The 26,195-nt window shown below is 74.8% G+C and carries 7 protein-coding genes; all 7 read left to right on the forward strand.

Annotated features, from left to right (window positions below; all coding sequences use genetic code 11):
- Nucleotides 1-20 precede the first annotated feature (20 nt).
- From ABT023_RS03085 to ABT023_RS03115, 7 genes are read left to right on the forward strand one after another with little or no spacing between them, the layout of a single operon-like run.
- Entirely contained in the window at nt 21-5,474 is a 5,454-nt protein-coding gene (locus tag ABT023_RS03085; RefSeq protein WP_350881081.1) for a type I polyketide synthase, read from the forward strand.
- Nucleotides 5,471-11,833 carry an AMP-binding protein gene (locus ABT023_RS03090; RefSeq protein ID WP_350881083.1) on the forward strand — a complete coding sequence of 2,121 codons (6,363 nt, stop codon included), beginning with the start codon at nt 5,471-5,473 and terminating at the stop codon, nt 11,831-11,833. The genes ABT023_RS03085 and ABT023_RS03090 overlap by 4 nt, the downstream gene beginning before the upstream one ends.
- A complete protein-coding gene (locus tag ABT023_RS03095) occupies nt 11,830-18,474 on the forward strand; it encodes a non-ribosomal peptide synthetase (protein WP_350881085.1) in 6,645 nt (2,214 codons plus the stop codon). Before ABT023_RS03090 ends, ABT023_RS03095 begins: the two co-directional genes overlap by 4 nt.
- Entirely contained in the window at nt 18,471-22,913 is a 4,443-nt protein-coding gene (locus ABT023_RS03100) for a condensation domain-containing protein (protein WP_350881087.1), read from the forward strand. The genes ABT023_RS03095 and ABT023_RS03100 overlap by 4 nt, the downstream gene beginning before the upstream one ends.
- Entirely contained in the window at nt 22,900-23,115 is a 216-nt protein-coding gene (locus ABT023_RS03105; RefSeq protein ID WP_091621624.1) for an MbtH family protein, read from the forward strand. Before ABT023_RS03100 ends, ABT023_RS03105 begins: the two co-directional genes overlap by 14 nt.
- Nucleotides 23,112-25,430, forward strand: coding sequence for a lantibiotic dehydratase (locus ABT023_RS03110; protein ID WP_350881089.1), 2,319 nt, complete (start codon nt 23,112-23,114; stop codon nt 25,428-25,430). The genes ABT023_RS03105 and ABT023_RS03110 overlap by 4 nt, the downstream gene beginning before the upstream one ends.
- Nucleotides 25,427-26,182, forward strand: a complete 756-nt coding sequence (locus ABT023_RS03115) for a thioesterase II family protein (protein ID WP_350881091.1) — start codon at nt 25,427-25,429, stop codon at nt 26,180-26,182. The genes ABT023_RS03110 and ABT023_RS03115 overlap by 4 nt, the downstream gene beginning before the upstream one ends.
- The last annotated feature ends 13 nt before the right edge of the window (nt 26,183-26,195 follow it).

Consider the following 26,195-nt stretch of genomic DNA (forward strand, 5'->3'; position numbering starts at 1 on the left):
GAAGGATTGGCCAGACAGACATGACACAGCAGGGCGAGATTGCGATCGTCGGGATGGCCGCCCGGGTTCCCGGCGCGGACAACGTCGAGACCTTCTGGAGCAACATCCTCGACGGCCACGAGGCGATGGCCGTCACCGACGACGAAATCGCTCGCCGGCGGGGCGTCAAGGAGTCGACCCTGTCCCGGCCCGAGTACCGGCGGGTCTACGCCGGCGCCGCCGACCTCGACCTGTTCGACGCCGACTTCTTCGGCCTCAGTCCGCGGGAAGCCGCCCTGGCCGACCCGCAGTTCCGTCTCTTCCTGGAGCTGGCCCACTCCAGCCTGACCGCGGGCGGGCACGACCCGGCGGGCGACCTCGGCCGGGTCGGCGTGTACGGGGGCAGCGCGGCCAGCGACTACCGCGAGGACTACATCGAGGCCAACCCGACGGTGGCCGACGCGGCCGGCGGGATGAGCATCCGCATCGGCAACAGCCCCGACTACATCGCCCCCCTGGTGTCGTACAAGCTCGGTTTCCAGGGTCCGAGCCTGTCCGTGTACACCGCCTGCTCCACCTCCCTGGTCGCCGTGCACCTCGGGGTGCAGGCCCTGCTCCTCGGTGAGATCGACGTGGCCGTGGCCGGGGGCGTCCAGGTGGACCTCCCCCTGGACGTGGGCTACGTGTACGAGGCCGGGGGAATCCGTTCCGCCGACGGCCATGTCCGCCCGTTCTCCGCCGACGCCTCCGGCACCATCTTTTCCAACGGCGGAGCGGTGGTGGTGCTCAAGCGGCTGGCTGACGCGCAGGCCGCCGGGGACCTCATCCACGGCGTCCTGCTCGGCTCGGCGATCACCAACGACGGCAACCTCCGGGCCGGGTTCGCCGCGCCCGGCGTGGACGGGCAGGTCAAGGTGGTCCGCGCCGCCCTGGAGCGCGCGGGGCTGACCGCCCGGGCGATCGGGCTGATGGAGGCCCACGGCACCGGCACGGTGGTCGGCGACCCGATCGAGGTGGACGCGCTGACCCAGGCGTACCGGGCGGACACCGACGAGGCCAGCTACTGCGCGCTGGGGTCGGTGAAGGGCAACGTCGGACACCTCGGAGCGGCGGCCGGGGTGGCCGGACTGATCAAGGCGACCCTGGCGGTCCGGGAGGGAATCATCCCGCCGACGATCAACTGGGCCCCGGTGAACCCGGCCATCACGCTGGACGACAGCCCGTTCCGGCTGGCCACCGAGCCTCAGCCGTGGACCGGTGAGGCCCGGCGGGTCGCCGCGGTCAGCTCGTTCGGCATCGGCGGGACCAACGCGCACGTCCTCGTGGCCCCGGCACCGGAGCCCGAGCCGCGGCCCGAGCCGGTCGGGCCGCACCTGCTCACCCTCTCCGCCCGCACGCCGGAGGCGCTCGCCACCGTCGCGGACCGGCTCGCGGCGCACCTGGAGACCACCGACGTCCGCCTCGACGACCTCGAGTTCACCCTGCACGAGGGGCGCACGACGCACCCGGTACGACGGGCGGTGGCGGCCCGGTCGACGACGGAGGCGGTGGACCGGCTGCGGGCCGCCGGTTCCCACCCGGCCGTCCCGGTCACCGGTCACCGCGAGGTCGCCTTCCTCCTGCCCGGACAGGGCGCCCAACACCCCGGGACGGGGCGCGGGCTGTACGCGGCCGAGCCCGCGTACCGGGAAGCGGTCGACGCCTGTAGCGACCTGCTCGCACCCCTGCTCGGCCTGGACCTGCGGACCCTCCTGCACGCCGACCCGACCGACGACGCGGCGCAGGCAGCCCTGGCCCAGACCGCCGTCACCCAGCCGGCCATCTTCACCCTGGAGTGGGCGTTGGCGGCCCTGTGGAAGGCCCGGGGAGTCGTACCGGCCGCGCTGATCGGGCACAGCGTCGGTGAGCTCGCCGCCGCCGCCATCTCCGGGGTCTTCTCCCTGGAGGACGCTCTGCGCGTGGTGGCGGCCCGGGGTCGGCTCATGCAGTCCGTCGCCCCGGGCGCGATGCTCGCCCTGCCGGTCGGCGTCGAAGCCGCGGCCGACCTGCTCCCGCCGGACCTGGAGATCGCCGCCGACAACTCCCCGTCGGCCTGCGTGGTCAGCGGCACCGAGGAGGCGGTGGCCCGGTTCGCCGCCGAGCTGGAGGACATCGGGATCACCGGCACCCCGCTGCGCACCTCGCACGCCTTCCACTCGCGGATGATGGAGCCGATCCTCGACGAGTACGCCGCGGTGGTCGCCGCGGCCCGGCTCGCCGCACCCACCGTGCCGTTCCTGTCCAACGTCACCGGCGACTGGGCCGACCCGGAGCAGGTCACCCAGCCTGGCTACTGGGTCACGCACCTGCGCCGGCCGGTCCGGTTCCGGGCCGCGGCCACCCAGCTGATCCGCCGGGGAAACCCGTTCCTGCTGGAGGTCGGCCCGGGACGCGCGCTCGGTGCGTTCGCCCGACAGACCGCGATCGCGCAGGGCATGACCCCGCAGTGGGCCGGCAGCCTGCCGACCGTGCGGGAGGGCACCGACGAGCGGGACCACATCCTGGCGACCACCGGGGCGTTGTGGGCCGCCGGGGTGCCGGTCGACCTGGCCGCCGTCCGCACCGGGCTGGCGCCCCGCCGGGTCGAGCTGCCCGGGTACCCGTACGAGCGACGGCGGCACTGGGTCGACCCCGACCCGACCGCCCGGACCGTGGTGGCCGAGACCGAGCAGATCCCGAACGAACCGCTGCAGACCCCGTTCTACGTGCCGGTCTGGACCCAGGCGCCGCGCACCGCCGGGGCCGCGGACGTCTTCGGCGAGCACTGGCTGGTCCTCGGGACCGACCCGGCCTTCACCGCCGAGGTCGCCGCCGCGGCCCTCGCTCACGGCGCCAGCGTGACCCGGCTCGACGCGGGGCCGGCGTTGATCGAGGACTTCGGCGTATTCGAGGCCGACCCGGAGGACCCGACTCAGATCCGGGCGGTCATCGAGCAGCTGTGGGACAGCGGCCAGGCACCCGACCGGGTGGTCGTCGGCTACGACGTGCCGGGCCCGGAGGGGCACCCGACCGGCACCGACCCGACCCCGGCGCACCAGTCGTACCGGCGGGCTGCCGTCCTGGCCTGCGCCCTGCTCGACGTGGTCCGCGACCCGGTGGAGCTGGTCGTGGTCACCAGCCGGCTGTTCTCCGTGGCCGGTGAGGAGGCGGTGCCGTTCAGCGCGACCGCACTGGGTCCGTTCCGGGCGCTGCCGCGGGAGGCCTCGCTGGTGACGGTACGTCACATCGACCTGGACGGGATCGGCCCGGCGCGGGTGCTCGCGACCCGACTGATCGACGAGATCCGGCATCCCGCCGACGAGGTGGTCGCGGTGCGCGGGCACCGGCGGGCGATCAGGTCGTACGCCGCCCTGCGACACGGGCCGGTCCACCGGTCCGCCCTGCGCCCCGGCGGGGTCTACGTCATCACCGGTGGTCTCGGCGGCCTCGGCGTCACCATCGCCGAGTCGCTGGCCGAGACGGAACAGGCCCGGCTGGTCCTGGTCGGCCGGACCGGCCTGCCGGAGCGGACCCGGTGGGCGGAGCTGTCCGAGGCGGCGGGGACCGACGAGACGGTGCGCCAACGGATCGCGGCGGTGCTGCGGATGGAGCGCCTCGGCGCCCAGGTGCGGGTGGTCGCCGCTGACATCACCGACCCCGACGCCCTGGCCGCGGTGCTGGGGGAGACCGTGGCGGAGTTCGGTGCCGTGCACGGCATCGTGCACGCCGCCGGGCTGGCCGGTGGGCAGTTGCTCGCCCTGCACGACGAGCAGAACGCGGCGAGGGTCCTGCGTCCGAAGGTGGACGCGGTCCTGGCGCTGTACGACCAACTCACCACCGAGAAGTATCCGGAACTGGACTTCGTCGCGCTGTGCTCGTCCATCATCGCGGTCACCTCCGGGTACGGCCTGTGTGACTACGCCGCGGCGAACCTGTTCATGGACGCGTTCGCGAACTCGGTGGCCGACCGGCCGGGCCGTCCCCGGGTCGTCTCCATCAACTGGGTCGGCTGGCGCGAGGTCGGCATGGTGGCCGACCAGGGCGCGTCCCAGGGGGTGCAGGCACTGCGGGCGATCAGCCAGGGCGGTCGGACGGAACCCCTCGGCCATCCGTTCCTGCAGTCGGTCACCGTGAAGGCGGACGGCACCCATCGGTACCAGGGGATGCTCACCCCGGACGGACACCGCGCCCTCATGGAGCACCGGATCGCCGGCGCGGCGGTGGTCCCGGCGACGATGCTCCTGGAGTCCGTCCGTGCGGCGGCCCACCACGCCCTGGGCGAGGTGCCGGTGCGGATCCAGGACCTCCTCTTCAGCGACCCGATCGTGGTCACCGGTCCGCTCACCCTGAGCCTGTCGTTCGCGCCGGAACGAGCCGCCGAGGGCGCCCCGTTCGAGATCACGGTCGGTGCGGACGGGGCGGGCCCCCGGACGGTGCACTGCCAGGGCGTGCTGCGGACGATCGACAAACTGGCCGGTGAGGCGGTCGACCTGGACCGGGTTCGCGCCGCGCTGCCGGCCGTCGACGCCCGACGGCAGTCCTCCGGGATGGTGGCCTTCGGCCCGTACTTCGACGTGGTCCGGGAGTACTTCCGCGACGGGGACACCGGGCTCGCCCGGCTCGTGGCCGATGACGCCGATCCCCGGCTCTGGTTGCATCCGGCCCTGCTGGACCAGGCCGCCCACGGCCTGTCCGGCGCGGCGGCGAGCTACCTGCCGTTCTCGTACGCGGGTGTGCGGGTGTACGCGCCGATCCCGGCCGAGGCATGGGTGCTGCAGACGCACCGGCAAGATCCGGACCGACCCGAGTTCATCGAGGTCGACGAGGTCATCGTCGACCGCGACGGGCGGATCTGCGTCATGGTGGACAGCTACATCCTGCGCGCCCAGACCGCGGCCGGGGCGGCCTCCGCCTCCGCGGACGCGCCACCGACCCGCCCGGCGGCGACCGGTGGGCCGACCGGGTCGTCGTCGGGTGACTCCCTGATGCTGATCAGCAGCGAGCAGGGGATCGAGCTGTTCCGCCGGATGATCGCGGTGCCGGACCAGCCACAGCTGATCACCTCGGTGGGTCCGCTGCAGAAGCGGATCGACGAGATGCGGGCCTTCTCCGCCGACGCGGTCACGACCCACCAGGACACCACGGCCGGCGCGGGTACCGCCCGCGCGGAGAACCTCGGCGGGTACGTCCCGCCGGAGACCGACGTGGAGAGCGCCATCGCCGAGCTGTGGGCGCAGGCGCTCGGCATCGCCCCGATCGGCCTCGACGACGAGTTCCTCGTCCTCGGCGGCTCGTCGTTGACGGCGGTCCAGCTGTCCTCACGGACCCGGGAGCGGTTCGGCATCCAACTGTCCGTCGCCGAACTGTTCGAGCACTCGACGGTGCGTCGGCTCGCAGTCCTCGTGGACGGCCGGCTCGACGCCCTGTTGGACAGGCTCGTCGACCAGACCGCGGGCTCCGGGGACGGTTGGGCGTGAGCGGGGACCGGCCCACCCGGGCGGAGCTGCGGGCCCAGATCCTCGCCGGACGCCGGTCGTTCATGGCGCCGGCCCCGTCGCGGCCGGCGCCGCTCTCCGGGTATCCGGACCTGTTGCCGATGACGGAGGCGCAGCGGCGGCTCTGGTTCGCCGACCGGCTGGCCGGCCCGCTGCCGGTCTTCACGCTCAGTACGGAGATCGGGGTCTGGCCGGACCGGGACGTGATCGCGGCGGCCTGCCGCACCCTGGTCGACCAGCACGCCGCCCTGCGCAGTGCCGTCGTGGTCGAGGCGGGGGTGCCCTCGATCCGGCTGCGTCCCGCCGCCGACTTCCCGGTGTCCCACGTCGACCTGGGCGGCCTCTCGGCGGTGGCGGCGCAGGCCGAGCTGGCCCGGCACCGTGCCCAGGCCGCCCGGTACCGGTTCGACCTGGAGCACGAGCCGCTGATTCGCTTCACCCACCTGCGACTGCCGGACGGGAAGGGCCGTCTGCTGATCTCCGTGCACCACCTCACCTGCGACGGGCACTCCCTTTCCCTCCTGGCGGAGACGCTGAGCACGGGCCGGCCCACGTCGGAGCGGCTGGACTACCCCGACTACGCGGTCTGGCGCGACTCGGTGGAGCAACGTGCCGTGCTGCGCGCGGAGGTCGACCGGGCGGTGGCGGCACTCGGCGACGCCCCCCACCCCGTACGGATCCCGGCCGACCTCGCCGAGTTCCCGGCCGACCCCGCGCCGGCCGACGGGCCCGTGGCGTCGCAGGTCGGTGTGCCGGCGGACGCCTTCGAGCACGACGTCGCGCTCCCGGCGGAGCTGCACGACGAGGTCCGGGCGGCGGCGCAGGCCCGCCGGACCACCGACACGGTGCTTCTCTTCGCCGCGTGGGCCCGGGTGGTGGCGGCCTGGACGGGCCGTACCGACCTTGTCCTGGGCATGCCGGTCTCGGTGCGCGACCACGAGGACGTGGCCCGGATAGTGGGGCTGTTCGTCAACACCGCGCTGGTCCGGGTCACTGTCGACCCCCTCGCTCCTGCCGGGGACACCGTGGCGGCCTGCGCGGCGGCGGTGGCGAGGGCACTCGGGACCGCCCAGGCCCCCCTGGAGGCGGTCCGGCGGGGCGTCTACGGCCCGTCCGCCGGCCCGTCCGCCGGCCTCGGCGTGTGCTTCAACAAGTTCTCCGTCGACCCGCGTCTGATGGATCTCGTCCCGCGACCCCCCTCTCCGGGGGCTGCCGAGATGCCGGTCGTGCTGGAGATCGCCGACGACAGCCGGTGCTATCACACCAAACTCGTCTTCGACCCGACCCTGTACCGTCCCGCCACGATCGCCCGGCTGGCCCGGGCCTTCCACGCCCAGCTGGCCGAGATGATCGGCTCGACCCCGCCCCCCGCCCACCCCGGCTCGTCCGACCTGGGCCGATCCGCCCCGGACCTGCCCGGCCCCGGGACGTCCGACGTGGAGCCGACCAGTTCCGGACGGCCGGGGGCCGACCCCGCCGGGGGGTCGGAGCTGCGCGACGTCCTGCGCGGGCACGCGGCGGCCGACCCGACGCGCACGGCCGTCGACGGGGAGACCGGGACGCTGACCCGGCAGGACCTGTGGGACGCGGTCGACGACCTCACGGGTCGGCTGCGGGCGGCCGGGGCGCGACCCGGCGACCGGGTGGTGGTGGACACCACGCGGGGCGTGCCGGCCCTGATCGGGCTGCTGGCGTGCCTGGCCGCCGACACGGTGTACGTGCCGCTGTCGCGGCGGCTGCCCGGTCCGCGCCGCGCCGCCGTCGCACAGCAGGCGGCGGCCACCTGGGAGATCACCGACGTGGGCGGCACCGGGCCGACGGTTCGCCCGCTGCCGGGCCGGCCCGGTCCGGAGCTGCCGACCGCCCCCGGATACCTGATCTTCACCTCGGGGAGCACCGGGGTGCCGCGCGGCGTCCACGTCGCGACCGGCACCCTTCTCCGACACGCCCGGGGCATGGTCGAGCGGCTCGCCGTCCGCCCCGCCGACCGGTACCTCCAGTTCGCCGAGCACGGCTTCGACGCGGCCGTCGAGCAGGTCATCGTGCCCCTCCTGGCCGGTGCCACCCTGGTCCTGCGCGGCGAGCAGCCGTGGGATCCCGCCCACTTCGGTCGGATCTCCCGGCGGACCGAGGTGACCGTGGCGAACCTGCCCACGCCATGGTTCGCCCAGTTCACGGGCGCACCGCAGGCGACCTGGGCGGACCTCGCCGGCAGCGCCCTGCGCATCGTCCTGGCCGGCGGGGACGCCCTCACCCCCGAGGCGGTCGCCCGGTGGGCGGCGTCGGCCCCGAGACGCATCGCACTGCTCAACGCGTACGGTCCGACGGAATCGGTGATCACCGCGACGGTCGGCACGGTGTCCGTGACCGCGAACGGTGCGGTGCCGGCGTACCCGTCGATCGGCGCGGCCGTACCCGGCCACGAGGTCCTCGTCGTCGACGCCCGGCTCGACCCGGTCGCCCCCGGGGAGGTCGGGGAGCTGCTCGCCGGAGGGCCGCTCGCCACCGGCTACCTCGCCGATCCCCGGGCGACCGCGTTGGCCTTCGTTCCGCACCCGACGCGACCGGGGGAACGGCTGTACCGGACCGGCGACCTGGTCCGCCACTCGCCGGCCGACGGCGGACTGGAGTTCCTGCGTCGCGCCGACGACCAGGTGAAGGTCCGGGGGGTCCGGATCGAGCTCGGTGACGTCGAGGCCGCGTTGCGCGCCCACCCCGACGTCGCCGAGGCGGTGGCCACGGTCACCGACGGCCCGGACCGGCACTTCGTGGGTTGGGTGGTGCTCCGCCCGGGCCGCGTCGTCGGTGAGGCCGAGCTGCGCACCGCGGCGTCCGGCCGGTTGCCGCAGGTCGGCGCGCCCCGCCGGGTGCACGTCCTGGACCAGCTGCCCAGGAGCGCCGGGGAGAAGCCCGACCGTCAGGCCCTGCGGGAGCGCACCACCGATCCGGCCGCGCCCGCCTCCGCCGTGTCCGCCCCCGCGCCCACCGGTGGCGGCGCCGCGACGGTGGCCGCCCTGGCCGGGGAGCTGCTGGCCACCACCGTCGAGGCGGACAGCGACTTCTTCGCCTGCGGCGGGGACTCGCTGAGCGCGGCGCAGCTCGCCGCCCGGTGCGCCGAGGCATTCCACCGCGACGTCGACCTGGCCACGGTCTTCGCCAACCCGACGCCGAACCGGCTGGCCGCGGCGATCAGCGCGCTGCCGGAGGTCGGGCCGGACGACACCGGCGACGGCCCACCGGTGCCCCGCCGGCCACAGCCGGGCGACCGGACGGCACTGACCCCCACCCAGCAGCGGTTCTGGTTCGCCGCCCGGCTCCAGGGCCCGGCCGCCCAGGTCGTGCCGATCCCGTTGCGGCTGGCCGGCCCGCTCGACGTGGACGCGCTGCGCGCCGCCCTGACCGCCCTGCTCGAACGGCACGGAGTGCTCCGTAGCCGGATCGTCGGGTGGGGCGACGGGGTCCGCGCCGAGGTGCACGGCGTCGACGAGGACGCCCTCGCCGGTCACCTCGCCCTCCGGACCGCCGGGGACGTGGCCGGCGCCGACCGGGCCGTGGCCGCGGAGATCCGGCGGTCGTTCGACCTGCGGGAGTCGTGGTTCCGGCCGTACCTGACCGTGCTCGACGACGGTGAGCACGTTCTGCACCTGGCGGTGCACCACATCGCGGTGGACGGCGACTCGGTCGGCATCCTGGTCCGGGAACTCCTCGACAACTACCGGCGCGCCCGGCGGGGCGAGCCGGTCCAGCGGGACCCGGTGATCCAGTACCCGGACGCCGCCTGGGCGCAGGAGGGGACCCGGCGGGCGGCCGACCGGCTGTCCGACGCCGTACGGGCGCTGGCCGGCACGGTCGACCTCGACCTGTCGGCCGCCGACCCGGACCCGGGGGACGCGGCGGCCCGGCGGCTCACGGTGCCGGTCGACGCGTATCTCGCCGACGCGGTGGCCCGGCGCCACGGCGTCACCCCGTACTCGGTGGTGATGGCCGCCTGGCAGCGGGCGCTGGCCCGGTGGAGCGGCTCCACCGGCTTCGCCGTCGGGCTGCCGGTGTCGCTGCGCGACGCGACCGGCACCGGCATCCCGGGACCGTTCCTCAACACGGCAGCCGTCCGTGCCGTGCCGGCCGGCGGCACCCGCGCCGAGCACCTCGCCCGGGTGCAGGAGAGCCTGACCGCGGCGTACGCGTACCGGTTCGTGCCCTTCGACCGGGTGACGGCGCTCGCCGACCGGCGGCCGGACCGGGCCGTCCCGGCGTTCCGGACGATGGTGGGCTGGGAGCAGGGCCACGAGGCCGCGACCGTGGGTGGACTGCGGGTGGACTGGTTCGAGCCGACCTCGCTCGGCCTGCCCGCGCCGCTGGTGCTCACCGTCACCGCCAGCGGTCGGGCGCACACCCTGGCCGTCCGGTTCGACTCCGGCCAGGTCGGCCGGCGTCGGGCCGCCGACCTGGTGGACCTGCTGGTGGTGGAGCTGGGCGACGACCCGGGCGACGAGACCCACGTCGGGCGGGCCGGGGTGGTCGACCGGTTGGCCGACCGGGTGGCGCGGCAGCCGGGCGGGCCGGCCGTCGTGCAGGGCGAGCGGGTGTACGACTTCGCGGAGCTGGACCGGCAGGTGAGCGCGGTGGCGGCCGGGCTGCGGGCATCGGGTGTCGAACGCGGCGACCGGGTGCTGGTGTCGCTGGCGACCCGGCTGGACACGCTGGTCGTGGCGTACGCGCTGTGGCGGCTCGGCGCGGTGTACGTGCCGCTCGGCCCCACCCCACCGGTGGACCGGGTGCACCGGATCGCCTCGGTCAGCGCCGCCGGATGGCTGGTCGCCGACCGGGACGCCGGCGACGTCCCCGCCCCGGACGGCGGGGCGGAGTTGACCCGGATCGCCTGGCCGCTCGGTGCCCCCGCCGGCCCGTCGGACCACGGCGGGGCCGGGCCCACCGAGGCGTCCGGTTACCGTCCGCTGCCCTCCGAGGCGGCGTACGTCATCCACACGTCCGGTTCGACCGGGGAGCCGAAGGGCGTCGTGGTGGAGCACGGCCAGCTCGCCGCGTTCCTCGACGCCTTCGACGCCTTCGACCCCTGGGCGGGAGCGCGGTGCCTGGTCGGGCCCGCCGCGCCCACCTTCGACGCGAGCGTGCTGGAAATGTGCTGGCCGGCCCTGCGCGGCGGCCCGGTCGTCTACCCGACCGAGTCGGTCACCTTCGACCCGGCCTCGGTGGTACGGGCGTTCGCAACCGCTCGGGGGCATGGCTGGCCCACCGCGGCCTTCGCCACCCCCAGCCTCTGGCAGGAGGTCCTCCGCCTGGACCCCGACGCCGTGCGCGATGTCGTCGTCGGCACCGGCGGCGAGCCGGTGTCGGCCGATCTCCTGTCCGCGCTGCACGCGGTCGGCGCCCGGCCGAGCGTGTTCTACGGCCCGGCCGAGACGACGATCATCTGCGCCGGTGTCCAGGCCGATGCCGAGCCCGGATCGGCGCTGGTCGGTGTGGCCCTCGCACCGGCCCGGCTGTACGTCCTCGACGACGACGCCCGCCCGGCCACCGAGGGCGAGGCGTACGTGGCCGGGCCCCTGGTCGCCCGGGGTTACATCGACGCCCCGCGGGACACCGCCCTGCGGTTCGTGCCCGATCCGGAGGGCACCGGGGCCCGGATGTACCGCACCGGTGACCGGGTTCGTCGCCGTGCCGACGACGTTCTGGTCTTCCTCGGGCGCCGCGACGACCAGGTGAAGGTGCGCGGGGTACGGATCGAGCTGGGGGAGGTGCAGGCGTGCCTGACCGCCCACCCCGGGGTCGAGGCGGCGGCGGTCGTCCTCGTCGGCGAGGGCGGGACGGCGCGGCTGGCCGCCGCCGTGGTCGCCCGCGATCCGGCCGCCGAACCCGGTGACCTGGCCGTCCAGGTGCGGTCCTGGGCCGAGTCCCGGCTCGTCCCGCAGGCCGTGCCGGTCGTCGTGCCGGTCCCGGCCCTGCCGGTGTCCGAGAACGGCAAGATCGACCGACAGGCGTTGCTGGCCCGGCTCGGGGGCGATGACGCCGAGCCCGACCGGACCGCCGCTCTGGGCGACGACCCGGTCGTCCGGCTGGTCGCCGCGGTGTGGCAGGCGCACCTGCACGCCCCGGTCCCGTCGGCCACCACCGACTTCTTCGAAGCCGGTGGACACTCGATCGCGCTCCTGCACGTGGTGGAGACCATCGAGCGCATCTTCAGCATCGACTTCCCGATCGCGCGGGCGTTCGAGGTACGGACGGTCACGGCGATGGCGGACGAGATCCGGGCCATCGCCGGCGACAGCGCCGGGCCGACAGCGGGCATCGCGCTGGAGGTATTCGGAGGCAGCCCGCAATGACGTTGCGACTCAACGATCCGGAGCGGATGGCCGAGTTCCAGCGCCGGTTGGCCGCCGCCGGGCTCACGCCCGCGCCGGCGGTGGCGGAGCGGGCCCCCGGCACCGGGGCGGGCGCTGATCGGCGGGCGTTGGAGCCCAGCGAGGCCGGGCTGTGGTTCCTCGACCGGCTGCACCCGGGCAGCCCCGAGTACATCGTCGCCGCCGCCGTCGCCATCCGGGGCGACCTGGACCCGGGTCGGCTCGCCGCCGTGTTCGCCGGGCTCGTCGCCCGACACCCCACGCTGCGCACCCGGTTCGCCGACAACGACGGCACGGCGTACGCCGAGACGATGCCGCAGGCGCACCCCCCGGCTCCGGTCGTCGAGACCCCACCGGACCTGGACACCTGGTTGTCCGCCGCGGCGGCGGAACCGTTCGATCTGCGTACCGCCCCGCTGGCCCGGCTGCGGTTGGCCGGTGACGGCACCCGTACCGTCGCGCTGCTGACCGCCCACCACATCGTGGTCGACGGCGCCGCGCTGGACACCCTGCTCACCGAGCTGTTCGCCGGGTACGCGGGCGCTCCGCAGCACCCCGCGCCGGTCGTGCCCCGCCAGCACCCGCCGATGTCCCGGTCGCCCGAGAGCGCAGCCTGGTGGCGGGCCAGCCTGGACGGGGTCGAGCCGGTGGACCCGCCCACGATCGGCGCCCGCCCGGCCGGTCCCCGCCACGGCCGGCGCGTCGGCCACCGCCTCGACGCCGACCTGAACGAGGGGATCGACGCCCTCGTCCGGCGGTACGGGGTGACCCGGCCGGCGGTTTTCGCCGCCGCGTACCGGCTCGTCCTGCGGGCTTTGTACAGCCACGACGACATCCTCGTCGGCCTCCCGGTCAGTCTCCGCGCCAAGCAGGACGCCGGGGAACTGGGCAACTTCGTCAACCTGGTCTGCCTGCGCAACCCGACCCGGGCGACGACCACCGTCGCCGACCTGCTGCGTGCCGAGCAGCGGGCGCTGATCCAGGCGATCGCCCACCGGGACACCCCGTTCGACGAGGTGGCCGATCACCTCGCCGGAGGGGTCCGGGGCGGCGACCGGACGCTGGTCCGGGCGGTGTTCAGTCACCACCGCACCCAGGACCGGGAGGCGACCCGGGTGGCCGGGCTGGTGGTGGAACGGCTCGACGTCGACCTGGGCACCGCGAAGTTCGACCTGACCCTGCAGGTGGAGGACGTCGGGGCCGGCTCCCGGCTGTGGCTGGAGCACGACATCGCGGCGTACCCCGACGACGTCGCCCGCTCCCTGCTGGACAGCTACCGGCGGGCGCTGACCGCGGTGGTGGCCCGACCGCAGGCCGCCCTGTCGGCGGTCCTCCTCGACGACCGCCGCCCGGCCGTGGCCCCCGGGTGGACCGGACGAGGGAACCGGGGGGTGGTCGGCTGGTTCGAGGAGACCGCCGCCCGCCACCCCGGCCGGATCGCGGTCGCCGACGGGACCACCTACGGCGAACTGGACGCCTGGGCGGACCGGATCGCGGCCCGGCTGCGCCCGGCCGGCCCGGACGCCCCACCGGTCGCCGTCCTCACCGGTCGAACCCCGGGGATGCTCGCCGCCATCCTCGCGGCGGCGAAGGCGGGCCGCACCTACGTCCCGCTGGACGCCGAGCACCCCCGGGACCGGATCCGCCAGATCCTCGACCAGGCGGGCGTCGACACCGTGATCGCCGACGCGGGCAGCTCCGAGGTGCCGTCCGGCCGGCAGGTCGTGGACGTCGACGACTGCCGGCGGTCGCCGCGACCGGACCCCGCACCGGATCGGGCGCCGATTCCGTGGTCCGCCCCGCTGTACCGGATCTACACCTCCGGCTCGACCGGCGCCCCGAAGGGCGTCGCTGTCACCCACGCCAACCTCGGCTCCCTGATCGACGGGGCGCGGGACCTGCTCGACCTGCGCCCCGACGACCGGTGGAGCGTGTTCCACTCGGTCGCGTTCGACTTCTCGGTGTGGGAGATCTGGGCGCCGCTGGTCGACGGCGCCACCGTCGTCCTGGTCGACCGGGACACCGCCCGGACGCCGCAGCGCTTCCTCCGGCTGCTCCACGACGAACGGGTCACCGTCGTCAACCAGACGCCGACCGCGTTCGGGTCGCTGACCCAGGCCGTCACCGAGGACGGTCCCGGCACGCCGGACTCGCTGAGGCTGGTGGTGTTCGGCGGTGAGGCGTTGCGGCCGGCCACCCTGGCGGGCTGGTTCGAACGCCTCGGTGACCGGACCCCTCGCATGGTCAACATGTACGGCATCACCGAGACGACCGTGCACGTGACGTGGCGGGACATCACCCGCGACGACATCGGCGTCGCGAGCCCGATCGGCCGGCCGCTGCCCACCCTCGCCACGATGGTGGTCGACACCGACCTCAACCGCCAGCCCGTCGGGTTCGCCGGGGAACTCATGGTGGCGGGAGCCGGGGTGAGCCTCGGGTACACCGGTTCCCCGGCCCGTACCGCCCTGCGGTTCGTCCCCGACCTCACCGGTGGCGGTGGCCGGATGTACCGCACCGGCGACCGGGTCCGTGAACGCGCGGACGGCGACCTCGACTACCTCGGACGCGTCGACGAGCAGCTCAAGGTGCGCGGATTCCGCATCGAACCCGCCGAGGTCGAGCACGCCCTGCTCGCCCACCCGGACGTGACGGACGCCGCCGTGACCGCCGCCCGGGTCGGGCGTGCCGGCGTCGGGTTGGTCGGCTTCGTGCAGGCCGGCCCGGCGGCCGACCCGGATCAGATCCGTGCCTTCGTCGCCGTCCGGCTCCCCGACCACATGGTTCCCCGGGTGCACCGGCTCGACCGGCTGCCCCGCACCGTCAACGGCAAGCTCGACCGGCGGGCCCTGCTGGCCCTGGCCGCGGACCTGGCCCCCCAGCGGTCCGGCCCGGCCGACGGCGGGCACCCCGTCGATGACCGGGAACGGGCGGCGGTCGCGGTCTGGCAGGACCTCCTCGGCGTCGCCGACGTCCGGGTGACCGACAACTTCTTCGCCCTCGGCGGGGACTCGATCCTGGCGGTCCAGGCGGCCACGGCGATGTCCGCCCGGGGACTGCCGGTCACCGTCGCCGACATCTTCGACCACCAGTCGATCCGGGACGTCATCGCGGCCGTCCCCGGCACGACGGCGGCGGAGCCGACGGAGGCCCCGACCGCACCGGTGGCCCCGGTCGGCCGGGCGGACCATCGGCACCTGCTCGCCACCGGCGACGCCGACCGGCTGCCCGCCGGGGTGGAGGACGCGTACCCGCTGACCCTGCTGCAACAGGGGATGATCTTTCACCAACTGGAACAGAACAGCTACCTGAACGTCACCACCACCCGGGTGCGGTGCGCCGTCTTCGACGGTGAGCTGCTGCGGCAGGCGTTCGACCGGGTCGTCCAGCGGCACCCGGTGCTGCGCAGCGGATTCGACCTCGCCACCTGTTCCGAGCCGCTGCAACTGGTCTGGCGGCACGTCGGCGTCGACCTGCCCGTGGTCGACTGGCGGGACCGGGACGACGCCGAGGTCCAGCGGGACCTGCGGGAATGGATGGCCGAGCAGCGCCGCCGGCCGTTCGACCTGACCCGCCCGCCCCTGGTCCGGTTCACCGCCCACCGCGTCTCCGACACGGAGTTCTGGTTCAGCGCGGTGGAGTGCCACGCCATCCTCGACGGCTGGAGCTTCACCTCCACCCTCACCGAGGTCCTGGAGGAGTACGACCGGGTGTGCGCCGCCGCCCGGGACAACCGGCCACTCGCCCGGCTCGTCCCGCCGCCGGACTCGTTCGGCGACCACGTCTGGCGGGAGCGGCGCACCCTGGCCGACCCGGCGGCGGTCGAGCTGTTCCGGGACGTCATCGCCCGGGCCCGCCCGGTGCGGATCCCGACCCGGACCGAGGGCGGCGCGCCCGGACACCGGCAGCGGGCCCTGCTGCCGCTCGGCCCCGAGGTGCAACGCGGGCTGGAGGCGGCCACGGTCCGGCTGCGCCTGCCGATGAAGAGCCTGCTGCTGGCGGCGCACGCGGTGGTGATGTCCGTCCTGTCCAACGCGGACGTGGTCACCCTGGGGATGGTGACCAACGGCCGGCCGGAGACGGCCGGCAGCACCCAGACCCGGGGCCTGTACCTGAACACCCTGCCGCTGACCGTCGGCGTCGGTGGGCGCACCCTCGCCGATCTGGCCCGGGCCTGCCTGGCCGAGGAGAGCCGGCTGCTGCGCTTCCGTACCTACCCGGGAGTGGCGACGGAACTGGCGTTCGGCCGGCAGCAGCTGATGACGACCGCGTTCAACTACACCCGGTTCCACGCGATGAAGCGGGTGAGCAGCGGCGGCGACGTCCGCCGGGTGGGGCACCTGGAGGAGGAGGCCCCCACCAACTACCCCCTGTACGTGTCGTTCGACCACGGTGCCGCCGACGACAGCGACCACCTGGTCCTCATCCTGATGGCCTCCCCGCGGCACTTCACCGACGCCGCCGTGGCGTCCCTGCTCTCCTGCTACCGCGCCGTGCTCACCGCGATGGCCGCCGACCCGAGCCTGCCGGTGACCGACGTGGCGTGGTCGACGGGGGACACCCCGACCGCCACCCCGGCCCCGGGGCAGGGCGCCCTACCGGGGCTGCACGAGACCGTCATCGACCGGGCTGCCCGCTGGCCGGACCAGGTCGCGGTGCGCGACGCCGGTGGCGCGGTGCTCACGTACGGGCAGCTGGCCGACGCGGTCGGGCGGGCCGCCGGTGGGCTGCGGGCGGCCGGCGTCGGGCGGGGCGACACCGTCGGGGTCTGCCTGCCGCGCGACCACCGGTTGGTGGTGACCATCCTCGCGGTCCTCTGCGTCGGCGCGGTGTACGTCCCGGTCGACCCCGACCTGCCGGTGGCCCGCCAGCGGGTGATCCGCGACCGGGCGTCCCTGCGGTACGTGGTCGCAGCCACCCCCACCCGGCCCCGCCTGGCCCCGGAGATCCCGGTCCTCGACGTCGACGACCTGGCGGCACACCCCACGCCGGCGGGGCCTCCGGTCGCCACGCACCCGGGGGAACTGGCGTACCTGATGTTCACCTCCGGGTCGACCGGGGAGCCGAAGGGCGTCATGATCCCGCACGGCGCGTTGACCGCGTTCGACGCCGCGATCGGCGACCGGTACGGCCCGGGGGCGGTGATGCTGGCCGCCACCAACGCGTCGTTCGACATCTCCGTCGCGGAACTGCTGATCCCGCTGGCCCACGGCGCGGGAGTGGTGGTCTTCGACCGGGGCGGGCGCTTCGACCCGGACGAGTTCGCCACGGCGGTGCGTCGTGCCGGGGTGACCATGGTCCAGGCCACGCCCTCGCTCTGGACCGAACTGCTCGCCGGGGACGCCGACCTGCGCGGGATCGAGGCGTGGACCGGCGGCGAGGCGTTGACCGCCCGGCTGGGGCGGTCGCTGCTGGACCGGGCCGGGGCGGTGCACAACTGGTACGGGCCGACCGAGACCACCATCTGGTCCACCGTCCACCCGGTGACCCCGGACGACCTCGACCCGACGGTGGTGCCGGTCGGTCGGGCGCTGCCCGGTGAGGCCGCCCACGTCATCGGGGCGGGGCTGCGGCAGGTGCCCGACGAGATGGTCGGCGAGGTCTTCATCGGCGGCGCCGGACTGGCCCGTGGCTACCTCGGCGACCCGGCGCGGACCGCCCTGCGGTTCGTCCCCGACCCGTTCGGGGCGCCGGGATCGCGGATGTACCGCACCGGGGACCGGGCCCACCGGCGGGCCGACGGGGTGCTCCACTTCGCCGGTCGCGTCGACGACCAGGTCAAGCTCAACGGGTACCGGATCGAACCGGGGGAGATCGAGGCGGTGCTGGCCGGGCTCGCCGAGGTCGCCCGGGTGGCGGTCGCGGTACGACACGGCCAACTCGTGGCGTTCGTCGTCCCGAGTCAGGACGGGGTCGACCTCGCCGCCCTGCGGGGACGGCTGCGGGACCTGCTCCCGGGTCACCTGGTACCCCGCCTGGTCCGTGCCGACGACCTGCCGTTGAACGCCAACGGCAAGGTCGACCGGGGGCGGTTGCCGGACGTGGTGTTCACCCAGGACGTGTCGACGGCGGAGTTCGTCGCGGCGTCCAACGCCGCCGAACGGACCCTGGCCGACGTGTGGCGGGAGGTCCTCGGCGCCGACCGGATCGGCGTCCACGACAACTTCCTCGACCTCGGCGGGGACTCGATCACCGCATTGCGGACGGTCGCCCGGGTCAAGGCGCGGGGACTTCAGGTCGCGGTCGCCGACATGCTCGGCCCGCAGACCCTGGCGGAGGTGGCTGCGGGGGCGACCACCGTTGCCTCGTCCGCCGAGTCGGCGGCCGGGCCTGACGGCGCAGCCGGGCCTGACGGGCCGGGACCGGCCGACGACGGACGGGCGGGACCGGCTGGGGCGGACGTCCCGGCCGGTTCGGACCCGGCGGGCCGATCCGCCCGGGCCGGCGGCGGGGTGCACCCGAACGCCGGCGGGATCGTCGACCCGGTCGGCGAGCCGGAGCGGGCGGCCCACCCCGCCGCGTCGCTCGACGGCGTCGACGTCAGCCTGGCTGGCCTCGACGAGGAGACCGCCCGTGCCCTGATCGCGCGGTTGAGCAGCAACGGAGAGGAACGTTCCCGATGAGCGGCCCGAGCCTGGTCGAGGCGATCTACCCGCTGACCCCGCTACAGGAGGGGATGCTGCTGGAGTCTCTCGACGCCGGAGATGCCCGTGCGTACCTGAGCCAGGTCCGCTACACCCTGCGCGGGGCGGTGGACGCCGATGCGCTGCGGGCGGCGTGGACCGCGGTCGCCGCCAAGCACCAGGCGCTGCGGGCCTGCGTGGCGTACAAGGGGCTGACCGCCCCGGTGCAGGCCGTGTACCGGCAGCCGTTCGACCTGCTCGAGGTCGTCGACGGGGTGCACGACGACGACGCCCTCGACGAGCACCTCCGGCGGGACCTGGACGCCGGGTTCGACCTGGAACGTGCGCCCCTGCACCGGGTGCGACTACTCGAACGCGCCGACGGCACGTGGGAGATGGTGTGGACCTCCCACCACATCATGATCGACGGTTGGTCCATCCCGATCGTGGTCAGTGACGTCTTCGTCGCGTACGGCCAACGGTGCGCCGGGGCCCCGATCGACCTCCTCCCGACCGCCGACTACCGCGACTACCTGCGGTGGACCGCCGGGCGGGACCGGGGGCAGGTGCTCGATCACTGGCGGCGGGCGCTGCGGGGGTTCACCGAGCCGACGCCCCTGCCGGCGCCGGCGCCCGGTGCGGTCGACCGGGGCCGCCAGGTCCTCGCCGCGACCCTGCCGGCCGTGGAGTCGGACCGGCTCGTCCAACGGGCCAAGCAGGAACGGGTCACCCTCAACACCCTGATCCAGGCCGCCTGGACGGTCGTCCTGGCCCGGTTCAGTGGCCGCGACGACGTGTTGTTCGGCGCCACCGTCTCCGGGCGGCCGGCGGCCGTGCCCGGGGCGGAGACGATGGTCGGCCTGTTCATCAACACCCTCCCGGTACGGGCCCGGCTGCCCCGACGGGTGCCGGTGGCGACCTGGTTGCAGGACCTCCAACGGCGCTTCCTGGCCAGCCGGGAGTACGAGGAGGCGTCGCTGCGCGACATCCGGTCGGTGGCCGAGGTACCCCGGCACCGGAGCCTCTTCGAGACCATCGTGGTGGTCGAGAACTATCCGCTGATCACCGACGAACGGTTCGGTGACCGGCGCCCTCCGGTGGACATCGTCGCGGCCACCTCCCGGGAGGAACTCGCCCACCCGCTCGTGCTCAGCGTGGCGGGCGGGGCGGAGACGGTGGTCGAGTTGTTCCACGACGACGCCAAGGTCTCGGCTCCGGCGGCCCAGGCGATGCTCGACGGGTTCGTCGCGGTCCTCCGGGCCCTGGCCGACGGCAGCGCGTCCGGGGTGGCCGACCTGCTGGCGGCGGTGCCGCCGGCGGCGTCGCTGACCGGCGGGTCGCCGCCTGTCGCGGAGCCGCCGCTGGTGCCGGCGGTGCTCCGGGCCATGGCGGCGGCGTCCCCCGACGCGGTGGCCGTGGTCGACGGTCCCCGCCGGGTGAGCTACGCGGCGCTGCTCCACGCCGCCGACCGGGGGGCCAACCGGCTGCGCCGGCACGGTGTCGTCCCCGGCGGGACGGTCCCCCTGCTCGCCGATCGCGGCGTCGACCGGGTCGCGGCGACCCTGGCGGTGTGGTTCGCCGGCGGCCAGTTCGTGCCGCTGGATCCGGCCTGGCCGGCGGCCCGGACCACCGCGCTGCTGGCCCAGGTCGACCCCACCGTGGTTCTCGCCGACGATCCGGCCGTCGTGGCCACCGACGCCCCGGTGCTGTCCCTGACCGATCTCCTCGCCGACGGCGTCGACGCCCAGGAGCCGGTGGGGGCGGGCCGCACCGACGCGGCGTACACGATCTTCACCTCGGGGACCACCGGGCGATCCAAGCCGGTCGTCGTCGAGCACGGCGCCCTCGCCGCGGCGGTCGCGGGGTGGGAGGCGGCCCACTCGTTCGCCGCCCGTACCCGCAACCACCTGCATCTGGCGAACCCGGCCTTCGACGTGGCGATCGGTGAGGTGCTCCGGGCGCTGTGCGCCGGCCGGACGGTGGTCGTGGCCTCCCGGGCCGCCGGGGAGGACCCGGCGGCGCTGCTCGACCTGATCCTCGACGAGCAGGTCGACGTCGTGGACGTCCCGCCCAGCCTGCTGCGTCCCCTGCTGGACGAGGTGGAGCTGTCCGGGCAGCGCCTCGACCAGCTCAGCACCGTCCTGATCGGCGGGGAGTCCTGGTTCGCCCGCGACTACGTCCGCCTCGCCGAGGTCGCCGGCGCGCGGACCCGGGTGGTCAACGCGTACGGCATCACCGAGACCAGCATCGACAGCGCGTACGCGGTCCTGGGCACCGTCGCCGGCCAGGCCGAGACGCTCTGGCTGGACGCCACGTACCCGGGGGTGGACGCGCTCCTCGTGGACGGGACCGGCAGGCCGGCCCCGGTGGGGGCCCGGGGCGAGGTGTGGCTCAGCGGCCCCACGCTCGCCCGCGGGTACGACCGTGATCCGGCCCGCACCGCCCTGCGGTTCGTCCCCGACGCCCGCCCCGGCCGCGCCGGCGCGCGGGCGTACCGCACCGGTGACCTGGGCACGATCGACGGACGGGGACGGCTGCACCTGCTCGGCCGGGTCGACGCGCAACTGTCGGTGCACGGGCACCGGATCGAGCCGCAGGAGGTGGAGGCGGCACTTCTCGTCCACCCCGACGTGGCCGGCGCCGCGGTCGCGGTGCGCGACGGACACCTGGTGGCCTTCGTGACCTCCCCGACCGCGACCCTGGACACCGAACAGGTACGGGCCCACCTGCGCGCACTGCTGCCGTCGTACGCCGTGCCGATGCTGGTCCAGCTCGACGCCCTGCCGGTCACCGCGAACGGCAAGCTGGACCGCGCCGCGTTGCCGGCCACCGTGGACGGCCGTCCCGCCGTCACCGGTCACGTCGAGCCGTCCACCCCGACGGAGCGGATCCTGGCCGAGGTGTGGCGGGAGGTCCTCGGGGTCGACCTGGTCGGTGTCCGGGACAACTTCTTCGACCTCGGCGGCGACTCGATCGCCGGGTTGCGGGTCAAGGGCCGGGCCGCCGGGCAGGGCATCGACCTGCAACCGCGCGATGTGTTCGCGTACCAGACGGTGGCCGAACTGGCCGCCTACGTGGATTCCCGGGAGCCCGACACGGCCGTGGCGACATCGGTCCACGAGGGCGAGGTCCCGTTGTTGCCGATCCAGCGGCTGTTCCTGGACCACGCCGGCACCGACCCGGCCCACTTCGACATGGCCCAGGGCATCCGGCTGGCCCAGGCCCTCGACCCGGACACCGTACGGGCGGCACTGGAGGCCGTCGCCCGTCGGCACGGCGCCCTGCGGACCCGGTTCCGGCGCACCTCCGACGGATGGCGGCAGTGGGTCGAGGCGGCCCCCGACCCGCTGGTGACCCTCCGGGTGGTGGACCTGCGGGGGCGTCGCGACGATCGGGCGGCCACCCACCGGTCGCTGCTCGCCGGCCACCGTTCCGGCCACGACCTGGCCACCAGCCCGCTCTGGTCCTGCCTGGTGGTGCTCGACGACGAGGAGACCACCCTCTACTTCGCCGTGCACCACCTGGTCATGGACATCTACTCGTGGCGGTTGGTGATCCAGGACTTCCTCGGCAACTACACCGCCCTGGCCGCCGGTGAACCGCCCCGGGACACGCCGCTGGCCGGCTACCCCGAGTACGCCGTCGCGGCGGCCGCGCAGACCAGGTCCCTGCGGGAGTTGGAGTCGGCCTGGCTGTCGACGATCGGCACTCCCCGGCCGGTCCCGACCACGGAGTCGGGCGGAGCGAACACCCTGGCCGGGGTCCGGAGCGTCGAGGGGGCGGTGTCCCCGACGGCCACCGACACGCTGCATCGGTTGCGTGCCGACGGCGGCACCGCCAGCCCCGTCCTGGTCAGCCTGCTGGCCGTCTTCTCCCGGGCCTACAGCCGGTGGTCCGGGGAGGATCTGTACCTGTTCGTGGAGACCCACGGCCGGGACACCACCCTGGGCGGGGTGGACACCAGCGCCGCCGTCGGGTGGTTCACCGCGCTGTACCCGGCGACCGTGCCGTACCGGCCCACCGAGTCCTTCTCCGACACCTGGTGGCGGGTGCGCCGGCTGGTCGAGTCGGTGCCCCGCCCGGTGTCGTCGTTCGGGCTGCTCCGCGACGCCGAACCGCGGTCGGCGCTGGCCGATGTCCCGCTGCCACAGATCGCGCTGAACCACACCGGGACCATGTCGGCCGACGTCGACGGCTCCCAGCGGCACGGGTTGAGCATGGTGCCGGTGCCGTCGCTGATCGCCGACCCGAACACCCGCCGCGACCAGTTGATCGACGTCGAGACCGGCGTCGCGGACGGCCGGTTCCAGTTCGCCGTCAACTACAGCTCCGCGCATTTCGACCAGGCCGGCATCGAGAAGTTCGCCGCCCTGTTCAGCGAGGAGATGGAGAACCTGCCTGACCACATCGAGGAGGAGAAGACTCATGGCGCTGTTTGACGAGGACGACGACACCATCATCTACGCCGTCGTGGTCAACCACGAGGAGCAGTACTCCGTCTGGCCGGTCGACCGGGAGGTACCGGACGGTTGGCGCGAGGTCGGGGTGACCGGACGCGTCCGGGAGTGCCTCGACCACATCGAGAAGGTGTGGGTGGACATGCGCCCGCTCAGCCTCCGCCGAGCACTGGAACCACAGTGACGTTCCCGGCGACGAAGCACACCGCCACCCGGCCCGCCGTGGCCGACGGTGCCCCGCACGAACCGGCCGGCCCGCTGCCGTACGGGCCGGACTGGGCGCTCCTGCCGTCGGTCTTCGCCCGGGTGGCCGGCATGCCGATGGACTGGCTCCTCGTCGAGCCGGGGGGCGACCACGCCGCCGCGCGGGCCGCCGGGGAACGGGCCCTGGCCGAGATCGTCCGGCAGCCGCTGTTCGCCGAGGCGGTGACCTGGCAGAACCGGGGCATGTTCCAGCAGTCGCGGAGCAACCTCGACTCCAGGCGGCCGCAGCGACGCCGGGAGGCGCAGCGTCGGCTCTGGTCGTACGCGGCCCGGTACTGCGCGAAGAACGACACCATCGGCTTCTTCGGGCCGATCGTCTGGGGATCGGTCACCACCGGCGCCACCGACGTCGGTCCGGTGACCGGCCGGCTGCTCCGACGTGGGGTGTTCTTCGAGCACTGGGCGCTGCGGGCGGCGGCCGCCGCGATCGAGACCCGGCACGGCCTCGACGCGTGGACCATCCCGAGGCTGGCCGCCGGGGTGGCCGTCGTCGCCGACGGGGTGCTGCTGGCCGACAACGCCCCGATGCGGCTGGCCGCGCTGCCGCGCCGGGTCGTCGAGGTGTGCGACGGCACCCGGACCGTCGCCGACGTGGTGGACGAACTCGCCGACCATCCCGCGCCGGAGGTCGACGCCGCCCTGACCCGGCTGCGGGCGATGGGAGTCCTCACCGCCGGGCTGGTGGTGCCCCGGCGGGTCGACCCGGAGGCACACCTGCGCGGTCAACTCGCCCGGGTCGCGGATTCGGATCGCCGGGTGGCGGCGCAGGCGGACCTGGCCGCGTTGGTGGCGGCCCGGAACCGGGTCGCCGACGCCGCCGGGGACGCCGACCGGCTCGCCGATGCCCTCGACGGCCTCGACCAGTCGTTCGTCGGAATCACCGGGCATGCCCCCCAGCGGGGTGCCGGCCGTTTCTACGCCGGGCGGGGAGTGGTCTACGAGGACTGCCTCGGCGACCTTCCGGTTCGCCTCGGTGCCGACGTGCTGGACCGGATCCGCCCCGCCCTGGAACTGTTGCTGTTCAGCGCGGCCTGGTTCACCCGTGCGGTGGCCCAGGAGTACGAGCGGTTCGTCGCGGACCTGATCACCGAGCGCGAGCCGGCGCCCGGCACGGGGGTACCGCTGTCGGAGGTCCTGACGGCGGTGGCAGCCACGACCGAGTGGGGGGCCGCGTCCCCGGCCGACGCCGTCGCGCAGCGGCTGCGCCGGACCTGGCACGCCCTCCTGGTCGCCGGGGCCGATCCGGGCCGTCGGCGGATCGGGCACGACGCGGCTGTCCTGCGTCCCCTGGTCGAGTCGGCCTTCGCCCACGATTTGGTGGGCTGGCGCGGCACCCGGTTGTACAGCCCCGACCTGATGATCGCCGCCCGGTCGGCGGCGGACCTGCGCGACGGGCGGTTCCTGGCCGTCCTCGGCGAACTGCACCCGGCCCACAACACCATGGACGTGTTGGCCGCCGACGCCTGGCACCCGGACCGCGACCGGTGGCACGCAATGCTGGACGGCAGCGCCCCCGCCGAACGGGTGACGCCGCTGTACCCGCTGGACCACGAGCAGATCAACTCCCGGACCGTCCCGCCGTCGGCCTACCTGTCGCCGTCCGCCACCTACCTGGGGCTGGGCTCCGGCGCGCCGTACCACCCACGGGACGCCCGGCTGCTCCCGGTGTCGGCGCTGCGCGCGACCCGCGTCGGCGACCGGGTCGTCATCACCTCGTCGGTCGACCCGGAGTACGCCGGCGACGTGCCCACCGTCTTCGGTGAGCTGCTGGCCAACGCGGCGGCCACCCGGTTCGGGGTCCTGCCGGCCGCCGACCACCGCCCCCGGCTGTGCATCGACGACCTGGTGGTGCAGCGGGAGAGCTGGACGCTGCCCTACTCCGAGCTGCCCAATGCGAGGCAGAGCACCGACCGGGCGTACGGCGAGCTGCGGGCCGTCGGCGCGGCCCGGGACATGCCCCGGCACGTGTTCGTCACCGTCGGCGGCGAGCGCAAGCCGTTCCACCTGGACTTCGACAATCCGCTGTCGGTGGAGGTGCTGCTCACGCACATCCGGCGACAGCGCCGTGCCGATCCGACGGGGCGGGTCACCTTCGTGGAGATGCTGCCCGACCCCGATCAGCTCTGGCTGACCGACGGGGCGGGTCGCCGGTACACCGCCGAGTTCCGGATCGCCTGCGTCGACCGGCGAGGCGCCGGCGACGGACACCCCTCGTCCCCGGGAGCGCAACGATGAGTGCCGCCCGTCTCGTCCCCCCGCCGGGCCCCGCCGACGATCGCCCGGTGCTGATCGTCGTCCCGTACGCCGGCAGCGGCGTCGCACCGTTCCGGGACTGGGCCGCCGACCTGGCGAGCCTGGCCACGGTGACCGCCGTCCTGCTCCCGGGCCGGGAACAGCTGTTCGGCAAGCCGGCGCTGACCTCGATGACCGACATCCTGCGCGGGCTGACCCCTCAGGTCGCCGCGCTGCGACCCCGGCCGGTGGTGCTGTTCGGGCACAGTCTGGGCGCGGCGGTCGCCTTCGGACTGGCCCGCGAGCTGTGCCGGGCGGGCGTTCCGCCGGCCGCCCTGATCGTCTCCGGCGCCGGCAGCCCCTGCCGCCGGGACCCCACCGACGTGATGCACCTGCTCAGCGACGACGCCCTGCTGCAACGCACGGTCGACTACGGCGGAATGCCCCCGGAGCTGCTGGCCAGCCGCGATCTGCTGGCCATGTTCACCCCGATCCTGCGCGCCGACTACCAGGTCCTGGAGACCTGGACCGTGGACCCGCTGCCGCCGCTGGACCTCCCGGTGACGGTGCTGCGCGGGGTCAGCGACACCTCGGTCACCGACTACCAGGCCGACGGGTGGCGTACCCACACCGTCGCGCCGCCCGTCGAACGGTTCTTCCCCGGCGGGCACTTCTTCGTCCACACCGCCCGGGAGGAAGTGCTCCACACCGTCCGCGACGTGCTGGCCGCCGTGCCCCGCCGCGTCTACACCTGACCCGCGACACAAC

The sequence above is a fragment of the Micromonospora sp. NPDC002296 genome (assembly GCF_040296145.1).
Classification (GTDB): Bacteria; Actinomycetota; Actinomycetes; order Mycobacteriales; family Micromonosporaceae; genus Micromonospora.

Coding starts and splice junctions, on each gene's coding strand:
- ABT023_RS03085 (WP_350881081.1), top strand. CDS start 21: ATGACACAGCAGGGCGAGATTGCGATCGTCGGGATGGCCGCCCGGGTT.
- ABT023_RS03095 (WP_350881085.1), top strand. CDS start 11,830: ATGACGTTGCGACTCAACGATCCGGAGCGGATGGCCGAGTTCCAGCGC.
- ABT023_RS03100 (WP_350881087.1), top strand. CDS start 18,471: ATGAGCGGCCCGAGCCTGGTCGAGGCGATCTACCCGCTGACCCCGCTA.
- ABT023_RS03105 (WP_091621624.1), top strand. CDS start 22,900: ATGGCGCTGTTTGACGAGGACGACGACACCATCATCTACGCCGTCGTG.
- ABT023_RS03115 (WP_350881091.1), top strand. CDS start 25,427: ATGAGTGCCGCCCGTCTCGTCCCCCCGCCGGGCCCCGCCGACGATCGC.